Raw genomic sequence first — 23,918 nt, 5'->3', positions numbered from 1 at the left:
AGCTTTTCTGCATTTATAGTCTGAAACAGGGGTAATCTGAGGCCGTCTGTACTTGCGAAAAGCAAACGAAGTGTAGCTTTTATCTTAGTACAGCTACGTGCCGAAGTTAGCGGGAGCGTGCCCCTGTTTTAGAGCTATAATGCAGAAAAGCGGAAACCTCACAACAAAAGGTCTCCGCTAATTCTATTGCTTAGAATAAGCAATTTAAAATTTGACAAACGTACTATAAAAGGAAAATATTATTCTCCTCGCAAAGCTTTCGCATCTCCTCCGGCCAGATGGATGCCTGTACTTCTCCCACATGAGCGCGATCCAAAAGTAACATACAAAGTCTGCTCTGTCCGATACCGCCTCCAATGGTCTGGGGAAGCTTTCCTTCCAAAAGCATCTTATGGTAAGGGAGCTTTGCCCTGTCTTCATTATGGGAAAGCTTGAGCTGTCTCTCTAAGGCCTTTTCATCCACACGGATTCCCATGGAGGAAATCTCCAAAGCACAATTTAAGGTTTCAAACCAGAAGAGGATATCTCCGTTTAAGCTCCAATCATCATAGTCCGGAGCTCTTCCGTCATGGGGTTCCCCGTTACTGAGCTTATCTCCGATTCTTTGAATAAAGACACAACCGTGCTCTTTGGTAATGGCATTTTCTCTTTCCTTCGGACTTAGATTCGGATATCTCTTGAGAAGTTCCTCAGAGTCAATAAAGTAAATCTCCTCCGGCAGCTTCTTCACAGCATCCGGGTACTTATACCAAACCTCATGCTCCATATGCTTGATAATACGGAAAATGTCTCTTACCGTATTCTGTAATACTTCTTCCGTTCTTTCGTCTTTTCCGATAACTCTTTCCCAGTCCCACTGGTCCACATAGCAGCTATGCAGGTTATCCAATTCCTCATCCCGGCGAATGGCATTCATATTGGTGTAAAGGCCTTCGCCTATCTGGAAATTATAACGCTGTAAAGCAATTCTCTTCCACTTTGCCAGAGACTGCACAACCTCCACCACTTCATCTTTCTTCCATGGCACATCAAAGGACACCGGTCTTTCCACACCGTTTAAGTTATCATTTAATCCGGAGCTCTTCTCCACAAATAGGGGCGCGGAAATTCTGGATAAATTCATCTCCTTTCCAAACTCCTTTTGGAAAGTATCTCTGATATATTTAATTGCCTCTTGGGTTTCCCGAACGCTGAGTCTTGGGGAATAGTCCTTTGGAATTACGAGTGCCATGCTTTTTCCTCCTTTAAATCACATAACTTTAAGTGCTTATCATACTCTTCTTTTTTTTATTCGTAAAGGCGCAAAAAGCATAGGAATTTCCCCGCCTGTACAACAAGAATTTCATATTTTCGCTTAAAGCTTTAACTCTTCTATACATTATCACCTTTTTTTCGCGAAAATATAAGCAAGCTCTGTTCCTTTGCATGAAGGGCTAAAATCGGCACAAGCTTTTAGAAGGCCTCATCTAAATAATATTCCGCCTCTTTTCCTCTTCCCAACTCCAAAAAATATCCGTAAAGAAAATCTCTTTGCGCCTTACTAAGAGGGCAAAGTGCTGTAGCCATCAGCTTTTTCTTACTGGGATTATGTAAAAGCACATAGCCTCTCCCACTCAAAAAGTCTCCGGCATTGAATAGGCTTTGCTTTGCAAATTCCTCATATAGCCCTAATTTCACTAAAATTCTTTCCGCTTCCATACAATGCTTTCCCCATTCTGTAGGGAAGAAATCTCCCTTGGGGGAAAGCCAGCCCAGTAACTCTTTATCCATATCGTCCTCCATCCTTAAGAACATAAGTCAAGAATTATACCCTATAGCTGTTTCTATATAGAAAAACTGTGAAAAAGAAAGTCTCTATTCTGCCCTTTCTTCTTCACAGTCCGTTCTATACTTTATCTTTTATGTCCACACTCCGGGCAGAACTTACCTACATTACCGGTATGTCCGCACTCCGGACAATCCCATTTATCTGCTCTAGCCTCTCCACATTCAGAGCAGAACTTCCCGGTATTATGGGTATGTCCGCATTTTGCGCAGGTCCAATCCTCTGCCGTTCCCGCTTCTGCAGCCGGTACGGCACCGTTTGCAGTTTCTTGCATAGGAACATTTACCTGTCCAAAGATACTTCCCTGAGCTCCTGCATTTGCCTGATTAGCGGAATTTTGTCCCGCCTGCGCATTGCCCTGCTTAGCCCCCATGGAGAAAAGCTCGGAGGCATTGAAACCGCCGGTCTGGTTTGCCATGTTCATTCCTGCAAAGGCCATCATTGGTCCTGTAGCGGTATTTCCTGCTGCAAGCTTCATGGCATCTCCCTGAGCCTTGGAAAGATAAGCCGCCGCCATGCTGGGATCCCGGAAAACAGCATCTCTCTGCATTTCCTTAATCATCTTCTCATCTTCTTCCGGTGCCTTGATGGAGCTGATACCGAAGCTGGTAATCTTAATACCGTAATGCCCTCCCCAGGTACTGGAAAGAATATCATTTAAGGCATGAGCAATATCATCCGTATGGCTAAGAATGCTGTGGTAGCGGATTCCCTGTTCGGAAATACGGGAAAAAGCAGGCTGTAAATTGGTTAAAAGCTCAGACTTTAACTGAGACTCCACCTCTTCCTTCTTATAATCCCCCTCCACATTGCCCGCAAGATTCCTATAGAAGAGTACAGGGTCCGTAATCTTATAAGCATATTCTCCGTGACAGCGAAGGGAAATCTCTATGTCCAGATTAATGTTGGGATCCACCGCTCTAAAAGGAATGGGGTTTACGGTACCATATTTATTACCCACAATATCCTTGAGATTAATGAAATAAATGCGTTGATCCTTTGCCGTGTCTCCGCCGAAGCTCAAACGCTTCATAAAGGTCTTAAAGCTTTCTACTACGCTTTCGCCCAGTGGGCCGTAGAAAATACTGGGTTCCGTGGAGGAATCGAAAACAAACTCTCCTGCCTCTGCAGACAGCTCCACGATGGCACCCTGCTCCACAATCAGCATACACTGTCCTTCGTTTACGGCAATGACAGCACCGTTGGAAATAATATTGTCTGAAGCTCGAGTATTGGAACTGTTTTGTCCAATTCTCTTCTGCCCCTTGGTCATGAGGGTATCATTATCTAAGGAAGAACAATAGAAATACTCTCTCCACTGATCTGCTAAAACGGAAATTCCCGCTTCTTTACCTGCTTTTATCAATCCCATAGACTCACTCCTTTATGGTAAGCAAATTCATTTTTGTCCCTCTAAGACTACCATATTTTCCTCTAAAGGGAAAGAAAATCCCTTTCCAATCTTGACAAAGTTTTAGCGTAACAGGTAAAATGCAGGAGTAAATAAATTGCTTGAAAAAGCATTCAGGAGAAAGAGGGATAGAAATGAAGCACATTATTACCTTAAGCACCAGAGATTTAGAGAAGAGCGTTGAGCACGGCGGATGTGGAGAGTGTCAAACATCTTGTCAATCTGCTTGTAAGACCAGCTGCGGTATCGCAAATCAAAACTGCGAGAACGAAAACAACTAAGGATTTCTCAAAAGAAGGAGCTGTGTGCAGACACAGTTCTTTTTTTTCGCCATTGATTGAAACACTATCTTTAGGCATTGATTATCTTTATACATTGATTATCTTTATACTGATATAGTTTATACATTAATTTTATGTATACATTTGTTTTATAGAAGGAAGGGTAAATGATTCACCAGTATTTGATGAACGGACGACACATTGTTTTGGATGTATACAGCGGAAGCATCCATGTTACAGATCCTATGGCTTATGCTGCCATCGGCTATTTGGAAAAAGGTCTTTCCAGAGAGGAAGTGCTCCAAAAGCTTAAAGTGGAATTTCCGGAGAATACAGAGCAGGACTTTCAGGACTGCTTTTCGGATATAGACGAATTGATTGAGAGCAAAAAGCTTTTTACCAAGGACAACTATGCCCCTTTAGCGGGAAAGTTAAAGTCCCACAGTGGAAATGTGATTAAGGCTCTTTGCCTATTGGTAGCCCACAGCTGTAACTTAGCTTGCTCCTACTGCTTTGCCTCCCAAGGGCATTATCACGGAGAGTCAGGGCTTATGAGCTTTGAAACCGGAAAAAGAGCCCTGGATTTCCTCATTGAAAATTCCGGCACCCGCCGAAATTTAGAGGTGGACTTCTTTGGTGGAGAGCCTTTGGTGAACTTCCAGGTTTGTAAGGACCTGGTGGCCTATGCCCGCTCCATCGAGAAAGAAAAGGGAAAGAATTTCCGTTTCACCCTAACCACCAACGGTGTAGGACTCACGGAAGAAATCATGGATTGGGCAAATGAAGAATGTCATAATGTGGTTTTAAGTCTGGATGGACGAAAGGAAGTCAATGACCGTTTTCGTGTAGACCGAAAGGGAAAGGGAAGCTACGATCAAATTGTCCCCAAGTTCCAGCGTTTTGTGGAAAAACGTGGGGACAAGGAGTACTACATGAGAGGAACCTTCTCCCATTTTAATACGGATTTTACGGAAGATATTGCTCACATGGCCGATGAGCTGGGCTTTAAAGAGCTGTCCATGGAGCCGGTGGTTTTAAAGCCGGGAGAGCCCTCCGCCCTAACCGAGGAAGATTTGCCCATCCTCTATGAGCAGTATGAAAAGCTGGCTTTAGACCTGCTTCGCAGAAAAAAAGCGGGGGATCCCGTAACCTTCTACCATTATATGGTGGATCTGGACAGAGGCCCCTGTATTTATAAGAGAATCTCCGGCTGCGGTTCCGGAACCGAGTATATGGCGGTTTCCGCCCAGGGGGAGCTTTACCCCTGTCACCAGTTCGTATCCGACAAGGAATATAAGCTGGGAGATATTTGGAACGGTATCACCAAGGAAGAAGCTAGAGAAGAATTCCGAAACACCAATGTCTATACCCGAGAGGACTGCGGAAAATGTTGGGCTAAGCTTTACTGTGCCGGAGGCTGTGCCGCCAATGCCTACCACTCCACCGGAGATATTGCCGGTACCTATGAGTATGGCTGTAAGCTCTTCCGAAAGAGAATGGAATGCGCCATTATGATGAAGGTGGAGGAGTCCTTGATGGAGCAATAGCATTTCTTAGATATTGCTCAAGATGTATTTCTCCACCATCACCGCTACTCCGTCTTCATCATTGCTGAGTGTGATTTCGTCGGCAATTTCCAAGACATGCTTTTGGGAATTGGCCATGGCAATGCCTTTTCCGGCATACTGAAGCATGGTCAGGTCATTTCCTCCATCCCCAAAGGCCATCAGCTCTTCTCTCTTCCAGCCCTTTTTCTCTAAAAGTCTTTTTAAGGATTCTCCCTTGTCTACTCCTAAAGGGCAGATTTCCAGGAAAAAGGGTTCGGAAAAAAAGATGCTTAATTCCTCCCCATACTCCTTTTCCAGTCTTTCCTTTAAGGGAAGAAGCTCCTCATGCTCTCCCAAAGCCAAGAGCTTACAAACCTTCTCAGATAAGGCATTGGGAAAATCTTCTACCTTTCGAAAGGGCATCTTATTAATGGTACTTTCTCTGTCCATATAGGGAAATTCCGGTCGTTCTGTTACAATCTCCTTCCCCTGATAGGAAAGGAGGCCTAAATCCGCCTCTCTTACTGCCTTGGCAATAGCTTCATAATACTTTCTTGGAATCGTATGTTCATACAAAACTTCCTTGGTCTTACAGTCCATACAAAGACTTCCGTTATAGGAAAGAACATAGCCTCCCAATTTTTCCAGCTCTAAGGCCTCCCACACCTCGGACATGCCATAGGTAGGTCTTCCGGAAGCCAGGATAATGCTGACGCCTCTCTTGATAGCCTCCTGCAAGGCTCTTTTATTTCTTTCGCTAACTTTCTTTTCCGAATTGGTCAATGTTCCATCCAAATCCAAGGCTATCGCTTTAAACATTTTAATCCCTTCCTCTATCTTCTATTCCTGTTCATTTTCTTTTTGACGCTATTGTTTTTCTTATTACGTTTTATCTTATATCGGCAAAGCCGTGTCCTCTCTTATATCTCATTCTTCCCGGAATGTAAAGAAAACTTAAATTTATTATTTTTTTATATTCTTCTCCCGAACTTTTCCTTGCATTTTACGCTTCTCTTTGTTAGTATAACAGAACAAAATTTCATAACTTATTCAGAGTCGGTGGAGCTACATAGGAGCTAAGAAGCCGCAGCAACCCCGGAAACGGAAGGTGCTAACCTGAGCGAACCATTTGTTTCGATCAATAAGAAGATTATCGACCATTGGCGAGCCCAATGGTTTTTTTATGTCTTTTCGAAACTTTCTCCCACTCTGTATGCAAAATAGAAAGGATTATTTTTATGTTATTTTCATCAGAACAGGTTTCCAACGGACATCCGGATAAAATTTGCGATCAAATCAGTGATGCCATCGTTACAGACATTTTAAAGCACGATCCCAAGGGAAGAATCGCTGCAGAATGTTGCATTAAAGACTATGATATCGTGATTTTGGGAGAAATTACCAGCAGCCATACCCCTGACTACGATACTCTTTGCCGAAATGTATTGAAGAATATCGGTTTGGAGGACTTGGATCGCTATAAAATTCAGGAGTTGATTTCTGTACAGTCTCCCGATATTGCTATGGGTGTTGACCATGACGGTGCCGGAGATCAGGGAATGATGTTCGGGTATGCCACCAAGGAAACCAAGGAAATGCTTCCCATCCCCTATGTTTTATCCACCAAAGCTTTGCAGAAGCTCCGTGCCTTTAATCTGGAAAATGCCTTTTCTATTTTAAAGCCGGATGCTAAGGCCCAGGTAAGCTATGATTACAAGGAAAATCGCATTGATACCTTCCTGATTTCTTCTCAGCACAGTGAATCCGTTTCCCTGTCTCAGGTTCGGGAGATTATTCAGAAAATCATGGTGGAAACCGCTTCCGAAATGAATTTAAATACCGACTTCCGCATCTTGGTAAACCCCACCGGACGTTTTGTTCTCGGCTCCTCCTTTGCAGATTCCGGTCTTACAGGACGTAAGATTATTGCCGACACCTACGGTGGAGCCGCACACCACGGCGGCGGCGCATTTTCCGGAAAGGATCCTTCCAAGGTAGACCGTTCTGCAGCCTATATGGCCAGAAAAATTGCGAAAGACCTGGTTTCCGCAGGAAAGACCGACAGATGTGAGGTACAGCTGGCCTATGCCATCGGTGTGGCAGAGCCTGTATCTGTGTATCTGGACTGCTTCGGTACCGAGCATGAAAATGTTGGAGACCTTTGGCGTTCCGTAATCGAAAAGTACGACCTTACTCCAAAGGGTATTATTTCCAACTTAAATCTTTTAAATACAGACTATAATCTGGTTTCTTCTTACGGACACTTCGGTAAGGAAAACCTGCCATGGGAAATCTAAGCAAATGTCCAAGGATTTACATTTCACAGAAAATAAAAATACGAGCGGAAAGTCCTTTTTAGGCACCCTCTTTCAGAAGAAACAAAAACTTGCAACAGAAAAAGGCAGTCCCAAAAGACTGCTTTTTTCGCATCATTTTTTTCCATTGATTCTTTTCGGAATCGGCTTACAATTCCTTCTGTTTCTTCTACCCGTCTTGCTGTACAGCTATAAAAGTCCGAAGCTCTTGCTGCCCACTTCGCCCCTACTGTGCTTGTTCTTCTTTTTTACTGTTCTTCCACTGCTCTACGGGGGACTGGGACTTTTAACTTCCTACGCCAAGAAACTGGCAGTATTTGAGCTGTTTCGTAAGGGGACTATAGTGATATTTCTTCTTTCACTACTCTCTTCCCTTCCTCTCTTTCTTCATCCCCTCTACTGCTCAAGAACTTCCGCTCTTCTATCCAAGGCAGAGGTTCAGGAGGAGAATTTTCTGCATCCCTACAGCGAAAGTCTTCCGAACAATTCCCGGGAAGCCATTGAAAATTCCCTTCGTATTTTTCCGGATATCCCCCTTTATGAAATGAGCTTTTTCCACTATGGAGAGGGAAATATAGAGCAATTCCAGTACCAGTTCTTCTTTACTATTGATAATATGGAAGACAATATAAAGCTGCTGGAAAATAAACTTTCCTTCCAACAAAAGGTAGAGGAAGAGAATATATTCTATGGAAACGGCAAGCTTTCCGAAGAAATGTATTTCGATATTAGTGTCGATAAGAAGGGCGGAAAAACGGAATTCAGCTTTAGTAATCTTCCTTTTTAAAATTAATGAGCAATCAGAAAACTAAATAGTTTTCCGGAAGTATAGGCCTGAAAAAGGGATAGTCTGAGCCCATGGGCACTTGCGAAAAACAAGAGAAACGCAGTTTTTCGCTTAGTACCCCTAGGTGGCGAAGCTAGCGAGAGCGTGCCCCACTTTCAGGCCTATACTGTATGGAAAACATTTTTGATTTCTTTAGATGCTCACAAAAGGAAGATTGCTATGCGCATTACTCTGTTTCCACCGCTCCATCTTCTCCTTCATCTTCTATAGAACTATAATGAAGATGAAGAATTACCTTCGCCGTCTTCCCTTTAATGATTAAATCCGGAAAGCTTAGTTCTACGGTAGCATTTTTCTCTTCTTCTCCGTCTCCGTTTTCAGAATTTCCTTCTCCGGTGACTTTTTTCTCCGTCTTATCGGGAATATAGCGTAGTTCCACTTTTACAGGCTTTTCATTTTCATTCTCCGCCTCTCCAAGCAGTAAAGCGGGATTTTTCTCTATCTCGTCAAAATAATCAATATTTACATCCCCGTCCTTTTCAAGAACTTCTCCGGACAGAATGGCTTCTTTTTCCAGATGGATTGTGTCTTCCAGAATATACTCTCCATCATAAAGAAGTTCTACGGAAGCAGGGATTTTTCCTTCATCCATAACTTCTTTTAATTGAATATCCTTATATCTCCAAGCATCATAGTCTTTTGGAAGCTGTTTATCATCTAATTGGAAATCCCAAACAGAGCGATTTGCATCATACACTCCCTCCGTCAGGACCTTTCCTCCCCGAAGCAACTCCGCCTTGATGATGTCTTTCCCCGTTTCTACAGCACGGTAAACAAAATGATCTTTATCTGTTGGAAGGGTTTTCACCTCTCCATCTTCATAGGTCAGACGAATCTCATCCGCATAAGCCCACCTATAATCCTTTTGCACCTGAATGAAGCTTGGGAGCTTAATCAAAGACTCATCGTTTTGGAAATATACCGGAAAAGTTGTTCCAATTTCCGGTAAGGAGCTTCCCTGTTCTTTATCCGTGGTAATTCCATGCTTTGCAAAGTCTGCATAAGGAACATCCTGTCTGCTTCCGTCTGCAAAATGCAGGTCAAGAATGGTGTCAGAAAGATCCAAGCTATCTCCTACTGCTCTGGCATTTGGCTTTCTTGTAAAATCAAAATAGGCAATTTTTTGTTCTTTTTTGTCTTTTTTCAGCTTTCTGGAACGGGCAAGAGCATTATCCACTGCACTGACCTCGCCCAATGTGGACTGGGTTGCAGAAGCTACCGCATCATAGGCTTCGCCCTTTTTCTCCTTCAGGTTCTTCTCCAGTTCTTTTACATCCTCTAAGCCTTTGAGATAATCAAAAATCTTAAAGGTCTTGTCCTGATAGCTGTCATCTTCCGTGTATTTCACATTGCTGACTTCTGCAATCTTGCCGTCTTTAATGCTGACTTTTACGATATCCGGACCGGTTTGCTCATAGTATCTTGACCAAGTTCCCGTACCGTAGAAAACACCATCTGCAAGCAAGGATTCCGCCTTCTTATCCGGATTTTCTTTTTCGTTCTCCGCTTTAGGATTTTCCTGTGGCAGTTCGGTCTTGGAATTTTTCTTATCTTGCTCACTCACTCCGCTAGAGGAAGCTCCTGCATTTCCGCTTGCTCCGGCATTGCTTCCATTCCTGTTTATATTACCGCTTTCGTTACTTCCTGCTCCACTGCTTCTTCCGGAGTGACTGCGTGTAGAACTTGTTCTCTCCGGACGAGCTTCCGTATTATCAATCGTTCTGGAAACACCCTTTACATCGGATTTTTTTGTGATAAAGCCTTTTCCCTCAACAAACTGCACTGCACCGTTCACCGTCCATTGTCCCTCTTCATTTACGGTATAACCGTCCTTGCTAACGCCGTTTTGCAGGAGAATTCCCTTTTTCTCACCTTCTTCTTCAAAATAATAGCAATATCCGTCAATCCATTGCCAGCCTCTAAGCTCCTGTCCCTCTGTAGGGCTTCCCTCCCGGTTATCGTAAAAGCGATAGGCACCCTTACTGTCCTGATGCCAGCCTCTTGCCATAGCACCCTCTACCGCCTCATTTTTATTTTGAAAATAATACTTAGCGCCCTTAATTTCTTGGCTTCCCAGAAGCATCTCTCCGGAGTCCTGAGAAAGATAATACCAATTTCCCTTATCCAAAAGCCAATCCTTTACAGGCTTACCCTCTTTCTCATAGAACCATTTTCCATTCATTGCTTTCCACTCGCCGGTGTTTGCAGTCTCTGCAGCAAATGCTTTTCCCTGCACCAAAATTGTAGGCAAGACAAAAGCAAGGGATAGAATAACCCCTTTCGTCATCTTCTTCATTTTAAACCTCTTTCTAAAACTGTGATTTACGACTCACGTTCAGGTTTAATTTTCTTAACGCCCCTTACTATGCTTTCCGGTTTATCCAAAAATGAAGCTTAGTTCATTGCTTTTCTCTGCCGGCATATTTTAAAAATGATAAGAAATCATTTGAATAGAAAAGTTAGTCGAACTCGCCTGTTTCAATTATTATTATTTAAATCGGTTAGCCATGTCTACCCAATCAGTATATTGCTGTTTTTAAGAATAATAAATAAAATCTTCGTTATGAATATCATTAATAATTTTTATATTTTCCCCCATGTATTTAAAAGAGTTCATGCCCTTTACAAAGTGACAATATGTTAGAGAAATCTTCTGAAAATCTCTTTAGAATTTGATATGGAATTTTCATTGTTATTCTCTCATCGTTTTTGTTATGATAATGTTGGTTAGATAGTTCTAACTCAATAGACTAGTAGAGCTGTCTAATTCTGATTTAATTGTTTAGTAGATTGGAAAATCTACATAAGGAGGAAGCGATGAGAGAGAATTTTCAAAATATTGATGGGAAGAAGTTAGAAATTGTTCACGAAATAAAGTCCGCTTATGATGAAGGTAAGATTTCCTTGGAAGAAGCCAGAAAAGCGCTGAAGGATAGAGTACAACACCTGGCCCCCTATGAAATTGCCATTATCGAGCAGGAAATGGTGGAGGAAACCGAAGACGAGTGCATTAAGGAAGATATTCAGGCCATGCTGGAGGTCTTCCAGGATGTTTTAGTCACAAAGGATCAAGAGCTTCCGGAAAATCATCCTATCTCCTGTTACCGTAGGGAAAATGCCAAAATGAAGGAATTGCTCCTTTCCGTGGAGGATTTGGTGCAATATCCCCTTATTAAAAACCAATGGCTGGAACTTTATGAAGAATTGTTGAAATTCAAGATTCATTTGTCCAGAAAGCAAAACCAATTATACCCGGTTTTGGAGAAGAAAGGCTTTACCCGTCCTACCACCACCATGTGGACTTTGGATGACTTTATCCGGGATGAGATTGCAGAGTGCTACAGTCTTCTCTTAGAGGATAAGGAAGAGGAATTTATCGGAAAGCAGGCTGAGCTTGTGGCGGATGTTCGGGATTTGATGGACAAGGAAGAAAATATCCTCTACCCCACCTCCTTGGAAATGATTAACGAAGAAGAATTTCGTTATATGGCTGAGGGAGACCAGGAAATCGGTTTTGCCTATATTACCGTTGAGCCGGAAAAATCTCCAAAGCAAAACATCTCCCATACCGCTTCTCAGAGTACCTCTCCCCTCTCCGGTCTTTCCTCTGCCCCGGGCTTTGCGGAAGAGCTTGCCGGTCTTCTAGGAAAATACGGTTTTAACAATAAGGAAGAAAAATTGAATGTTACTACCGGTCAGCTTACTCTGGAGCAGATTAATCTGATTTATCAGCATATGCCCGTGGATCTCTCCTACGTGGATGAAAATGAACTGGTTTGCTTCTACACCGACACCAAGCATAGAGTTTTTCCCAGAAGTAAAAATGTCATCGGAAGAGATGTGAAAAACTGTCACCCCAAGGCTTCTGTACATATCGTTGAAGAAATTATCAAGAAGTTCCGTTCCGGAGAGCAGGACAAGGCGGAGTTTTGGATTAATAAGCCGGACCTCTTTATTTACATCATCTACTATGCGGTTCGGGATGAAAACGGAAAGTTCAGGGGTGTGCTGGAAATGATGCAGGACTGCACCCATATCCGTTCCTTACAAGGCTCTCAAACTCTTCTAACCTGGGAGCAGCAGGAAAAGGGAGAAAGCAAGGAGACTTCTAAAGACGAAGACAAGAGGGAAGGCTCAGAGACTTCTAAAGATGTAGGCAATAAAGAAAGCACGGGGACTTTGGGAAACGAAGGAAACAGAGAAAGCACAGGGTCTTTGACAGCCGGCAAGCTGACGGAAATCACCGAAGACACCCTGCTAAAGGATATTTTGGAAGCGGATCCCAATGTAAAGACTCTCCTTTTCCGATTAAGCGACCGCTTTAAGGCCTTAAACACACCTCTGGCTCGTATTATGATGCCGAAAGCCACAGTGAAGATTATGAGTGAACGGGCAGAGGTGGATTTGGATACCCTGCTTCGAGAGCTTCGGGAGTATTTTAAACTATGAGCATTCAAGGTTTACTCTTAGGCCTGGTGTGTTTTCTCTGCATAGGGATATTTCACCCCATAGTGGTATATGCGGAATATTACTTTAGTAAGAAAATAGCCTGGCTATTTTTCTTCATAGGTCTATTCGCTTGTATCGCCAGCCTTTTTCTTCCTTCTCTATTCCTCTCCGGAAGTCTAGCCATCTTCGGCATTTCCTGCTTTTGGAGTATCCATGAATTATACGAACAGGAAAAGAGAGTGGAAAAAGGATGGTTCCCGAAAAATCCAAAGAGAAAATTTTAGGATTATAAAGAGACTTTAATCAGTTTTATAAATAGCCTTTATGCAGTATAGGTCTAAAACGGGGCACGCTCTCGCTAACCTCGCCACGCTGAGCAGTGGTTTAGGTTAACCACTGCTCACTTTGCTTCGCAAAGCAACGTCCTTCGGAAGTTGGCTTTGTCCAGGCTAGGCTTTTCTGAAGAAAAGTCTAGCCTTAGGGGTTCTAAGCTTTTAAAAGACAAAAGCCAAGAACCCACGGGCTCAGATTACCCCTTTTTAGACCTATACTGCATAACAGGCTACCCACTATTTCTGATTCGTTAAATCCTCTTTATAATCCTTCTAAATTTAAAGAGTACCGTACGCATAACGTACGGTACTCCTTTTTTGTTCTGATACTTCTTCTTAATCCTGGTAGTTTACAATCTTAGCAAACTCCTCTTTAAGGGATGCACCGCCGATTAATCCGCCATCAATGTTTGGCTTGGACAGAAGCTCCTTGCAGTTTCCGGCATTCATAGATCCGCCATACTGAATACGAATCTTCTCTCCTACCGCCTGGGAATAGATTTCGCAAATTACCTTACGGATGTATGCACAAACCTCTTCCGCCTGCTCAGCCGTTGCAGTCTTTCCGGTTCCGATGGCCCAGATTGGCTCATAAGCGATAACGCACTTTTCGGCATCCTCAGCGGAAATTCCCTGGAAAGCCGCCTTAATCTGCATGGAAATCCACTCGAAGTAAATGCCCATCTCTCTTTGCTCTAAGCTTTCTCCACAGCAAATGATAGGGGTAAGCCCCTTTTCCAAAGCCTTCTTAGCCTTCTTGTTGATATCCTCATCTGTCTCATGGAAATATCCTCTACGCTCGGAGTGTCCCATGATAACATACTTTACTCCTGCATCTACCAGCATATTGGCGGAGATTTCTCCGGTGTAAGCGCCGGCCTCTTCAAAATAAAGATTCTCCGCTCCAACGGAAATCTTGGAGCCCTGAAGCTTCTCCACTACAGGTACAATGTCGATAGCCGGTACACAGAAAACCACGTCCACCGCATCTGTATTTGCCAAGGGAAGCAGTTTATCGCATAAAGCCTTGGCCTCTGTTACGGTCATATTCATCTTCCAGTTTCCTGCAATAATTTTCTTTCTCATCTTCTCACCTATTTCCTACAATTTCTATCTATCTTATGCATAATACTCTATATACTGATTTCTGTATTTACTAACTACTGTCCTTAATGACATCTGTATATACTGACTTCTATGCATACAGATTTATCTGATTATTTATAGAACTTCTTACTTATTATTTGCAGCTGCAACGCCGGGAAGCTCTTTTCCCTCCAGGAACTCTAAGGAAGCTCCACCGCCGGTGGAAATATGAGTCATCTTATCTCCGAAGCCCAAGATATTCACCGCTGCGGCACTGTCTCCACCACCGATAATGGTAGTAGCCTCTGTCTCTGCCAAAGCCTTTGCTACTGCAATGGTTCCCTTAGCCAATACAGGATTCTCAAAAACGCCCATAGGTCCGTTCCATACCACAGTCTTTGCAGACTTCACCGCATTGGCAAAAAGCTCTGCAGACTTCGGTCCGATATCCAAGCCCAGCATATCTGCAGGAATTTCAGAAATATCCACGGTCTTTACCGCTAAGTTAGCATCATCAATAGGATCCGGGAAGGATGCCGCACAAACCGCATCCACAGGAAGCAGAATCTCACAGCCTAATTTCTTTCCCTTTTCAAGCATTTCTTTACAGTAGGAAAGCTTCTCGTCATCCACTAAGGACTTTCCGATTTCATAGCCCATAGCCTTTACGAAGGTAAATGCCATTCCTCCACCGATAATCAGAGTATTGCATTTCTCTAAAAGGTTGGAGATTACATTTAACTTATCGGACACCTTAGCACCGCCAAGAATGGCAACGAAGGGACGAACAGGATTTTCTACAGCCTGTCCCAGGAACTGAATTTCCTTCTGCATTAAGTAGCCCACTACAGCAGGTCCGGAAATAAACTGGGTCACACCAACGTTGGAGCAATGAGCTCTGTGTGCAGTTCCAAAAGCATCATTTACAAAAACATCTGCTAAAGAAGCCAATTCCTTGGAGAAAGCCTCTCCATTCTTAGTCTCCTCCGCACGGTAACGAGTATTCTCCAGAAGAACCACATCTCCGTCCTTCATCTTTTCTACTGCAGCTTTAGCATTTTCTCCTACTACAGTATCATCTTTGGCGAAAACCACAGGCTGTCCTAAAAGCTCGGAAAGACGCTTTGCTACAGGTGCTAAAGAAAGCTCAGGCTTTGGCTCTCCCTTTGGCTTTCCAAGGTGAGAACATAAAATCACCTTTCCGCCATCAGCAATCAGCTTCTTAATGGTAGGAAGCGCTGCCACAAGGCGGTTCTCATCGGTAATCTTTCCCTCTTTTAAAGGTACATTAAAATCACAACGGCATAAAACCCTCTTGCCTTTTACGGAAATGTCATCTACGGATTTCTTGTTTAATTCTGCCATGCTAATCTCCTTCTCTACTTCGGAAAAAGCCACCGGATCCACTCCGGCGGCTTTCCGCAAAAATCTATGCCTATAAAATTACTTTACAAACTTCTCGAAGTACTTAATGGTACGAACCATCTGAGAAGTGTAGGAGTTCTCGTTGTCATACCAAGATACAACCTGAACCTCATAAAGGTCATCTCCCACCTTGGATACCATGGTCTGAGTAGCATCGAAAAGAGATCCATAGGTCATTCCGATGATATCGCTGGAAACCAACTCTTCCTCTGTGTAGCCAAAGGTCTCAGGATCGGAAGCCTTCTTCATAGCAGCATTGATAGCTTCCTTGGTAACTTCCTGAGAAGACTTAACAACTGCGAAAAGGAGGGTTGTGGAACCTGTTGGAACAGGAACTCTCTGTGCAGAACCGATTAACTTACCGTTTAACTCAGGGATAACCAAGCCGATAGCCTTAGCAGCACCGGTAGAGTTTGGAACGATGTTGATAGCTCCTGCGCGAGCTCTTCTTAAATCTCCCTTTCTCTGTGGTCCGTCAAGGATCATCTGGTCTCCGGTGTAAGCATGGATAGTTGCCATGATACCGGACTGAATTGGAGCGAAATCATTTAAAGCCTTAGCCATCGGTGCAAGACAGTTGGTGGTGCAGGATGCTGCGGAAATGATGTTGTCCTCAGCCTTAATGGTCTCATGGTTAACATTGTATACGATAGTAGGAAGATCATTTCCTGCAGGTGCGGAAATAACTACCTTCTTAGCACCGGCCTGGATATGAGCATTTGCCTTATCCTTGGAGGTGTAGAAACCTGTACACTCAAGAACTACGTCTACGGAAAGCTGTCCCCAAGGTAACTTGGAAGCGTCAGCCTCCTTGTAAATCTTAATCTTCTTTCCCTTAACTTCGATATAGTCTTCTCCGGCAACTACTGTATCTTCATACTTATATCTTCCCTGAGAAGAATCATACTTTAAAAGGTGCGCAAGCATCTTAGGATCGGTTAAATCGTTGATGGCAACAATCTCTGTTCCTTCATGATCAAACATCTGACGAAATGCCAAACGTCCGATACGTCCAAATCCGTTAATCGCTACTTTTACTGCCATATACTTTTCCTCCTACATGATAAATCATTTTAATTTCTTAAACAGCACGTTCATTCTATTGCAGGCAATGTGTTTTTGCAAGTACAAATGACGAAAAAACGCAAGTTTTCACCAAATGTTTACAGATTTCCAAAAAGAAAAATTAAATCATTATTAAAATAATTATTTTTAAATCTAATTCCGCTTTATTGAAGTTCTTACCCTCCTTCTTATTCCGGAAACCATAGCATAAAAAAAGAGCGGTAAAATCAAAATGGTTTTCTAAGCAATATATTTTGATTTTTACCGCTCTTTTTTTAAATCATCGTTTTCACATAACCCGCCACATTATCCGCATGGTCGGAAATTCTTTCCAAGTCGGAAATGACATCCAGGAAAATTACACCGGCCTGAGGCACACAGTCCCCGGAGCTTAATCTTAGAATATGGGTCTCTCTCATATCCTCTTCCATCTCATCCACCTGATCCTCCAGATGAGCTGTCCTTACCACAGCATCCAAGTCATTGTTCTCAAAGGCATCAATACTGGCTTCAAAGGACTCCATAACCTTATTGGAAATCTTCTTTAAATCATCCTGACCGATTTCCGAGAAAGAGATATCGTGATCCTGAGCATACTGAGCCTGCTCCGCAATATTTTCCGCATGATCCGCAGCTCTTTCAACATCGGTAATAGTATTAAACATATTGGTCACTTCCAGCTTCTGATTCTCATTTAAAGAAAGATTTCCGATGTGAATCAGATAATCCGTCAGAAGCTTCTGCATATTATCAATGATTTTCTCTCTGGCATAAACCTCTTGAATTTCTTCCACCTTTTCTTCCAATAAGATGCCCATGGCATGGGAGATGTTTACCGCCGTAATTCTGGCCATATTGACAACCTCTGCCTTAGTAGCGGAAATGGCAATAGCGGGAGATTCCAAAATACGCTTGTCCAAGTGCTGAATCAGATTCTTCTCCACCTCCGTGTAGTGGTTCGGATTCTCCTCATCCTCCTTATCCTGCTTACTCTCTCTAACCAAAGTTCCGGAAAGATTCACCAGTAGATCTCCAAAGGGGAATAAAACAACGGTACAGGATACGTTAAATATGGTATGGAAGAGGGAAATTTCTACAGGGCTTAGTTGTCCTTGGAAAAAACTCTTCATTGGAAGACTTAAAAAGAAAATAATAGCTCCGAACAAAATCGCACCGGTCACATTAAAGAGAAGGTGAATTACCGCCGCTCTCTTCGCGGTTCTGGAGGCTCCGGTAGAGGAAAGCATAGCGGTTACACAGGTACCGATGTTTTGTCCCAGAGTGATGTAGAAGCCCGCGGCTCTCGGTACCGCACCGGATAAGGCCAAAGTCTGAAGGATGGATACGGAAGCTGCAGAGGACTGGATAATTCCCGTTACCACCGCACCGGTAAGAATACCGAGGATAGGATTACCTCCCATTACCTGAAAGGCCTTCGCAAAAATAGGAGAATCTGCATAGGGAGACACGGAATCACTCATGAATTCCAAGCCGATAAAGATAAAGCCTACACCGATACAGAAATTGGCTACAAGGTCATCTTTACCTTTTTTCCCGAAAAGAAGGCGAAAGGCACCCACTCCCACTAAGAGTGGTGCAAAAAATTCCGGCTTCAGAAAAGCCAGGGAGGAACTGGACACCTGGGTTAAGGAAACCATCCAAGCGGTAATGGTGGTTCCGATATTGGCACCCATGATAATGCCGACAGACTGACTAAGATTCAAGATTCCGGCATTTACAAAACCTACCACCATAACGGTGGTTGCAGAGGAGGATTGCACAAGAGCTGTTATGGCTGCTCCTAAAACAACGGCCATCACACGATTTCCCGTTACCAAATTCAGGAACTTGGACATACGGGAGCTGGCGGCTTTTTGCATACCGTCACTCATCACCGTCATACCGTATAGAAACATTCCCAAACCACCAATTAAGCCAAAAAGGCTTCCGATGAATTCCATGATTCTCTTTTCTCCCCTTTTCTTTAGACCCGCAAAGAGACTGTTTCCTTCTGCTCTTCTTATAGTCTATAACCTACCCGACTTCCCTCCTGAGAAATCCTGTAACGTAAAAAAAGCCAGTGTAAAAACACTTGGCTTAGTATACAAATACTTTCTTAAAAAAACAAGGAATTTCTCTTGAGTCAGGAGAGGGGCAGAGAAAACCCGCACTACAAAAAGCCTTGTTCCCAGCTTCCTACAATGTTTTTCAATGCCATATTCGTTCCTATCTCATTTCCTTTTAAATTATCGGCCTATTTCAAATTCATATAAGAAGAGGATGTAAAAAATCAAAATAATTTTTTACATCCCCTTCTTAGAAAAATCTTATTCCTCTGAATCTCCAAAGCTATCTGTATAAGGAAGACCTGCATCCTGTACATCCTGCTTTTCTTCTCCAATGGGATAAGCCAGGAAGGAGTTCTTGTCCCACTGCACTACGCCGATGGAAGTCACTAATCCGCAAATAAAAGTGAACAACAGCTGTAAACCGAGATTCTTAAAATAATCTGCTTGCAAATTGGCAGTTTCCACAATAGCCACTACATTTTTAAACGTAAAAGACAGGCTGAGCTTTGTTCCCTCCATGCCGAACATATCCGGTGTAAAATATCGCTGAATCATTAATGCCCAATCCAGGCGGTTAATTAAGTACATAGCTGCCAGCATAATAATGGCGGAGATGATAATACCGATCTTTTGAATTCGACCGGCAAAAACTTTATATCCTCCCATAACCAAACCGCCCATGACTACACCGCCAAACCAGCTTACATAGCCCAACTGAGAAATACAGAGAACCACTGCCCCTGCTACCACCGCGCCTAAAAGAGCACCTACTGTTCCCAATAAGATACTGCTTGATCCTCTAAGGGCAATCTTATCCTGTTTTTCCTGAATTCCTCTTTCAATCTCCGCATATTCCGATTTTGTAATAATCTTTACTCCCTGAGCAAAATAGGTGGATACTCCTTGAGTAACGCCGCTGATTTCCGAACAATTCTGAAATCCCCTATCCTGCAGGAATCTGGCCAAAGCCGGTAAAATCTCTTGGAATCTTTTCACTGTACCGTCCTTTGTAAAGGCTCCGCCAAGAGTGAAAACCACACGATAATTTTTCTTGTTCACTCCTATAGTCTTTAAATATTTATTATACTCTTTTATGCCTTCAAAGTCCGCCTTTGTGGGCTTCTCGCCTCTGGTGACAGAGACATTCAGATAATATAGAGAGCCTTTATCCGCATTTGTAATCAGCATATCATAACCGCCGACCTCTCCCACTGCAGCATTACCGTTCTTATCATAATAAAACCCTAAGCCCTCTGCCAAAGTCTTCACTAAAACCATCTTTTATTTCCTCCGATATTTTTTTGGAATCTTAATTTCTTAAGAATACTCCGTAAATTTTATGAACCTTTTCCATTATACAGATTTCCTCTAAAAAAGCCACTCTCTTTTTTCTACAAAAAAGGTCTGAAATCGAGACAACTTGGAACGTCTCGTTTTCAGACCTTTACTGCAAAACTATTCTTTTAAAAATTCTTTAAGGAGCCTATTTAAGAGGAAAATCCGTAGTAGATATTTATTCCCTTTACCAATCCATCTGCCAGATTGTTTAAGGTCTTTTCGCTATGGTCGGAGACCTTATCTCCCAGCTCAATGTCTACAGAAGGAATGGTGGAATAGGATGTTTGGGTTAAATCCATATCCATTCTTCCCTTTCCGAAAATCTTCACTCCCTGTCCCTTTAAACCGCTGATCAGGCTGTCTCCCAGCTTTTCGTGGTTCTGCCAGTTACTTGCCACCGGTTCCATTCTCTTTAATCCATCCGGAACGGACATAAAGAATGCACCCTTGTCCTTGGTGGTTGCATCCCAATGCAGAGCAATATGGGCATCCGCCTTGTTGTTGGCTAAAACGGTACGGGCAATATTGTCCAGCTGAACATCCTCTTCACTGCGAATCATCAGCACATCATATCCCTCTGCCAGAAGCTTTTTCCCTAAAATATGAGCCATCTGCAATGTTACGGTAGCTTCTCTGGTGCCGTCCTGGAAGGTCATACCGGAGGACACTGCCGAAGCCGTAGTCACGCCTGCCGCATTGGTTCCGCCGGTTAACTTTCTGGTACCGTCCGGATGGCAAAGGGTTCTCTGCTTCTCCCCCCCCTTGGTTCCGTGACCTGCATTTACCGCAATGGTAATATGCTTCGGCTCCTTTACATCACTGGTATATAAAACGGCCTTTCCTGTATTGATTTTAGAATTCCCCGCATACTTCCAGTTTAAATTTAAACCGATTTCCGTAGCGGCAAAGCTTTGCATCCCCATCACAAGGGATAAGGCCATAGCTAAAACTACTCCTCTTACTTTCATTTTACTCCCTCTTTTCCTTTTTTATTCTCCTAGTATATCGACCGTTTAAGCATAACGAAGTAGACTTTTCTAAACAAGCCCCTTTCCTTTACAGTGCCATTACGGATTTCTTACAGCACCAAATGGGACACGGCAAACCATAAAAGAATCACGCCGCCAAAGAGAATTCTATAGTAAGCAAAGGGGATGAAATTATGACTGCGAATATAGCGCAGCAAAAAACGAATACAGTATAGGCTGACAAAATAGGACAAGAGCATGGATAAAAGCAACATAAACCATTGTCCTGCACCGAAATTCCCTGCATGCTTAATCAGTTTTAAAAGACTGGCTCCTGCCATCACCGGCACACTTAAGAAGAAGGAGAATTCCGTGGCTGCCAATCTTCCTACCGATAGAAGCATGGCGCCCAAAATAGTAGCTCCTGAACGGGAGGTTCCCGGTATCAGAGCCAAGCACTGGAAAAGTCCAATCAAAAGAGCATTTTTCCAAGAAAGTTCCTCTACAGTTAAAGTATGAAACTGATGTCCCTCATTTCTTCTTTCCAGTAAAATGAAGAAGATACCGTAGAGAATCAGCATCAGTGAGACCACAAAGGCATTGTAAAGATGAGCATCCAAAAAATCATCCAGCAAAAGTCCCAAAACCGCTGCAGGAAGACAAGCTACTAAAATTTTTCCGATCAAAATACATTTTCCCTGCTCCAAGTAGTAGCCTTTCCCCTGAGATCTTCTTGCTACGGGCCAGATACGGAAGAAAAATTCTTTGATTACCGCTCCAACCGCCCCCAGCTGAATCAAAACTTCAAAGGTGGAGAAAAACTCCTTGCTTTGCCGCAAAGGAATAATACTTTGCAGTAAAATCATATGTCCTGTGGAGGAAATGGGAAGCCACTCGGTAAAGCCCTCCACTAAAGAGAAAACAATGACTTTTAATAACTCAACAATGTTCATGAAATATTCTAACCTTTCTATTCTTATGCTTTCAAAGCCCAATCAATTTCCTCCTGCCCTTCCTTTCGAAGGTAGGCATTGCACTGGGAAAAAGGCTTGGATCCGAAAAATCCCCTATAAGAGCTTAAGGGACTTGGGTGGGGGGCTTTTAAGATCAATCGTCTTTTTTGATGAATCATCTTTGCCTTACTCTGGGCGGAAGAGCCCCAAAGGATATAAACCACAGGTTCTTCCTTTTCTTCTATAGCACGAATGGTAGCATCCGTAAATTCCTCCCAGCCTATGCCCCTATGGGAATTGGCTTCATGAGCTCTAACCGTAAGCACCGTGTTTAAAAGAAGCACCCCCTGTTTTGCCCAGGCATCCAGCTCTCCGCTCTTCGGAATTTCACATCCTATATCCTCCTGTAATTCTTTAAAAATATTCTGTAAGGAAGGGGGAAAGGGAATGCCTTTTCCCACGGAAAAGGATAGCCCCTGGGCCTGCCCGAAGTTATGGTAGGGGTCCTGTCCCAAAATGACGACCTTTAACTTTTCATAGGGACAAAGGCTATAGGCCCGGAAAAGCTTTTCCTTGGGAGGAAAAATAGTATGATGCTTATACTCTTCTCTCACGGTTTCATAGAGTTTTTTATAATAGGGTTTTTGAAATTCTCCCTGCAGCTTGCTTAGCCACTGCCCTTCAATCATGTGCTTCCTCTTCCCTTTTTGTTGGTAACTTGTTTGTAAAGATCATAGAGGAAAGATCCCGTCTTTCCCTCATTGGGATATTCATCTTCCCCGATATCTAAAATATATTTATCGAAAGCATTAATAATTTTCGTTCCTGAAGAATGCATGCTTTCCTGCTTATAGGCAGCTCCATAGCTTTTATGAATATGCCCGTGAATCATGTACTTCGGTTTATATTTTTGCAATAAATCCTCAAAGGCCTGAAAGCCCTGATGGGGCAAGTCTTCCATATCCCCGTAGCCCTTTACCGGTGCATGGGTCAGTAAAATATCAAAACCGTTCTTTAGGACAATGTCTTTTCTTACTTTTTGAATCCGCTTCTGCATCTCCTGTTCCGTATACATATGATCTCCGGGTTTATATCGGAGAGAACCTCCCAGTCCCAGTATACGAAGACCTTTAAAATCATAGACCTTATCTTCAATGCACTCACAGCCCAAAGGTGGTCTTTTCTCGTAGCCCTGGTCGTGATTTCCGTGCACATAAAGAAGCGGTGCCTTTCCCATGGTAACCAAAAACTGCAGGTAATCGGAGTGTAAATCTCCTGCGGAAAGAATCAGATCGATGCCTTCCAGCTTTTCCTTCTGAAAATGATCCCAAAGTCCCTTATTTTCTTCATCCGCTATACATAAGATTTTCATATCAGAAACCCTCCGGAAAGAATCGCCTCCTGTGATTCTTTTGTAAATGCTTTCAACGGAGGAATTTCTCCGATAACATTATCATTTAGCCAGCGCATATCCACAATTTCATCCATTTCCAGACTTCCCGCACCTTCGCTGTGAATCTTCTCACACTGACTGTGAATCTCCCCTGAGAAGGGAAGAAGATTTCCGTCAATGATTTCTTTCTTCAATATGGAAACCAATTTTCTGGAAGAATAACTTAAATTGCGCGATAAAATCACCTCCAAAACGCCTTCTTTCAGTCCGTAATAATAATTCAGTGCACTATGACTCTTTGCCAGGCTACTGGTATGGTAGGAACCTTCCAAAAAAGACTGCAAAATCAGCTCATAGTACTTCCCCCAATTGTAAAAGGACACGGCAATGTTGGACTGAACCTCTCCGTCAGAGGAGATATAGACCCCGAACTCTCTGCTCTTTTCGAAAGGTTTTGCAAATTCCGGACCCGAAATCGTCGCGATGCCTTTCTCCTGAAATTCCGCCTTCCAATCCGCCCCTTCTACCCCGCTCCAGGAAAGATGCACTTTACTCCAGGGATTGATAAACTGTGCACCAATCGCAAAGGCATTGATATTGGAAAGGGTTCCATA

At 43.1% G+C, this 23,918-nt stretch carries 20 protein-coding genes, 1 pseudogene and 1 riboswitch; of the genes and pseudogenes, 6 read left to right on the top strand and 15 right to left on the bottom strand.

The features are described from left to right. Positions 1 to 223: 223 nt before the first annotated feature. From asnA to RDQ32_RS05380, 3 genes are all read right to left on the bottom strand, one after another. Positions 224 to 1,231, bottom strand: a complete 1,008-nt coding sequence (asnA, locus tag RDQ32_RS05390) for an aspartate--ammonia ligase (RefSeq protein WP_304072630.1) — start codon at positions 1,229 to 1,231, stop codon at positions 224 to 226. A gap of 221 nt (positions 1,232 to 1,452) precedes the next feature. Then, a complete protein-coding gene (locus RDQ32_RS05385) occupies positions 1,453 to 1,770 on the bottom strand; it encodes a hypothetical protein (protein WP_308579401.1) in 318 nt (105 codons plus the stop codon). Positions 1,771 to 1,892: 122 nt separating this feature from the next. Beyond that, the gene (locus RDQ32_RS05380) at positions 1,893 to 3,197 is read right to left on the bottom strand and encodes an SPFH domain-containing protein (RefSeq protein WP_308579400.1); all 1,305 of its coding nucleotides are present in this window, start codon (positions 3,195 to 3,197) and stop codon (positions 1,893 to 1,895) included. 173 nt (positions 3,198 to 3,370) lie between these two features. Between RDQ32_RS05380 and scfA the strand changes: the two genes are divergently transcribed. Then, positions 3,371 to 3,517 carry a six-cysteine ranthipeptide SCIFF gene (gene scfA / locus RDQ32_RS05375; RefSeq protein WP_007155875.1) on the top strand — a complete coding sequence of 49 codons (147 nt, stop codon included), beginning with the start codon at positions 3,371 to 3,373 and terminating at the stop codon, positions 3,515 to 3,517. A 167-nt stretch (positions 3,518 to 3,684) separates the two neighbouring features. Beyond that, positions 3,685 to 5,064, top strand: coding sequence for a thioether cross-link-forming SCIFF peptide maturase (scfB, locus tag RDQ32_RS05370; RefSeq protein WP_007155874.1), 1,380 nt, complete (start codon positions 3,685 to 3,687; stop codon positions 5,062 to 5,064). A 6-nt stretch (positions 5,065 to 5,070) separates the two neighbouring features. Here scfB and RDQ32_RS05365 read toward each other — a convergent pair whose 3' ends face one another. Next, positions 5,071 to 5,883 carry a Cof-type HAD-IIB family hydrolase gene (locus tag RDQ32_RS05365; RefSeq protein WP_308579399.1) on the bottom strand — a complete coding sequence of 271 codons (813 nt, stop codon included), beginning with the start codon at positions 5,881 to 5,883 and terminating at the stop codon, positions 5,071 to 5,073. Positions 5,884 to 6,107: 224 nt separating this feature from the next. After that, positions 6,108 to 6,212, top strand: a riboswitch (SAM riboswitch). 90 nt (positions 6,213 to 6,302) lie between these two features. On the opposite strand from RDQ32_RS05365, the gene metK reads away from it, so the two are divergent. Beyond that, entirely contained in the window at positions 6,303 to 7,361 is a 1,059-nt protein-coding gene (gene metK / locus RDQ32_RS05360; RefSeq protein WP_308579398.1) for a methionine adenosyltransferase, read from the top strand. Between the two features lie 4 nt (positions 7,362 to 7,365). Continuing rightward, positions 7,366 to 8,166, top strand: a complete 801-nt coding sequence (locus tag RDQ32_RS05355; protein WP_308579397.1) for a hypothetical protein — start codon at positions 7,366 to 7,368, stop codon at positions 8,164 to 8,166. Positions 8,167 to 8,392: 226 nt separating this feature from the next. On the opposite strand, the gene RDQ32_RS05350 is transcribed toward RDQ32_RS05355, so the two are convergent. Next, the gene (locus RDQ32_RS05350) at positions 8,393 to 10,522 is read right to left on the bottom strand and encodes a hypothetical protein (protein WP_308579396.1); all 2,130 of its coding nucleotides are present in this window, start codon (positions 10,520 to 10,522) and stop codon (positions 8,393 to 8,395) included. A gap of 521 nt (positions 10,523 to 11,043) precedes the next feature. On the opposite strand from RDQ32_RS05350, the gene RDQ32_RS05345 reads away from it, so the two are divergent. Together RDQ32_RS05345 and RDQ32_RS05340 are read left to right on the top strand one after the other, a co-directional pair. After that, entirely contained in the window at positions 11,044 to 12,675 is a 1,632-nt protein-coding gene (locus RDQ32_RS05345; protein WP_308579395.1) for a DUF438 domain-containing protein, read from the top strand. Next, positions 12,672 to 12,959 carry a DUF4491 family protein gene (locus tag RDQ32_RS05340; RefSeq protein WP_308579394.1) on the top strand — a complete coding sequence of 96 codons (288 nt, stop codon included), beginning with the start codon at positions 12,672 to 12,674 and terminating at the stop codon, positions 12,957 to 12,959. Before RDQ32_RS05345 ends, RDQ32_RS05340 begins: the two co-directional genes overlap by 4 nt. Positions 12,960 to 13,343: 384 nt before the next feature. Here RDQ32_RS05340 and tpiA read toward each other — a convergent pair whose 3' ends face one another. The 10 genes and pseudogenes from tpiA to RDQ32_RS05290 all read right to left on the bottom strand — a co-directional run. Continuing rightward, the gene (gene tpiA / locus RDQ32_RS05335) at positions 13,344 to 14,093 is read right to left on the bottom strand and encodes a triose-phosphate isomerase (protein ID WP_308579393.1); all 750 of its coding nucleotides are present in this window, start codon (positions 14,091 to 14,093) and stop codon (positions 13,344 to 13,346) included. A gap of 147 nt (positions 14,094 to 14,240) precedes the next feature. Beyond that, positions 14,241 to 15,458: a phosphoglycerate kinase gene (pgk, locus tag RDQ32_RS05330; protein ID WP_183681873.1), complete on the bottom strand. Its 1,218-nt coding sequence runs from the start codon at positions 15,456 to 15,458 to the stop codon at positions 14,241 to 14,243. Positions 15,459 to 15,536: 78 nt separating this feature from the next. After that, the gene (gap, locus tag RDQ32_RS05325) at positions 15,537 to 16,562 is read right to left on the bottom strand and encodes a type I glyceraldehyde-3-phosphate dehydrogenase (protein ID WP_007155861.1); all 1,026 of its coding nucleotides are present in this window, start codon (positions 16,560 to 16,562) and stop codon (positions 15,537 to 15,539) included. A 296-nt stretch (positions 16,563 to 16,858) separates the two neighbouring features. After that, positions 16,859 to 18,544, bottom strand: coding sequence for a Na/Pi cotransporter family protein (locus tag RDQ32_RS05320; protein ID WP_183681870.1), 1,686 nt, complete (start codon positions 18,542 to 18,544; stop codon positions 16,859 to 16,861). Positions 18,545 to 18,910: 366 nt separating this feature from the next. Continuing rightward, positions 18,911 to 19,930 (bottom strand): hypothetical protein, encoded by a 1,020-nt coding sequence (locus RDQ32_RS05315; RefSeq protein WP_308579392.1) that lies wholly within the window; start codon positions 19,928 to 19,930, stop codon positions 18,911 to 18,913. Positions 19,931 to 20,139: 209 nt separating this feature from the next. Then, entirely contained in the window at positions 20,140 to 20,958 is an 819-nt protein-coding gene (locus tag RDQ32_RS05310; protein WP_308579391.1) for an N-acetylmuramoyl-L-alanine amidase, read from the bottom strand. A 110-nt stretch (positions 20,959 to 21,068) separates the two neighbouring features. Continuing rightward, entirely contained in the window at positions 21,069 to 21,911 is an 843-nt protein-coding gene (locus RDQ32_RS05305; RefSeq protein WP_308579390.1) for an undecaprenyl-diphosphate phosphatase, read from the bottom strand. A 23-nt stretch (positions 21,912 to 21,934) separates the two neighbouring features. Continuing rightward, positions 21,935 to 22,600 carry a uracil-DNA glycosylase gene (locus RDQ32_RS05300; RefSeq protein ID WP_308579389.1) on the bottom strand — a complete coding sequence of 222 codons (666 nt, stop codon included), beginning with the start codon at positions 22,598 to 22,600 and terminating at the stop codon, positions 21,935 to 21,937. Beyond that, complete coding sequence (locus tag RDQ32_RS05295) at positions 22,597 to 23,283, bottom strand: metallophosphoesterase (RefSeq protein ID WP_308579388.1); 687 nt, start codon at positions 23,281 to 23,283, stop codon at positions 22,597 to 22,599. Before RDQ32_RS05295 ends, RDQ32_RS05300 begins: the two co-directional genes overlap by 4 nt. Beyond that, a pseudogene (locus tag RDQ32_RS05290) lies at positions 23,280 to 23,918 on the bottom strand (BMP family ABC transporter substrate-binding protein); the annotation flags it as partial. The gene RDQ32_RS05295 and the pseudogene RDQ32_RS05290, both read right to left, overlap by 4 nt.

Origin of the sequence: uncultured Oribacterium sp. (assembly GCF_902481605.1) — a bacterium.
In the GTDB taxonomy this organism is placed as follows: Bacteria; Bacillota; Clostridia; order Lachnospirales; family Lachnospiraceae; genus Oribacterium; species Oribacterium sinus.
Note: the sequence above shows the minus strand (reverse complement) of the source record. Positions and strands in the feature narration are given on the sequence as shown.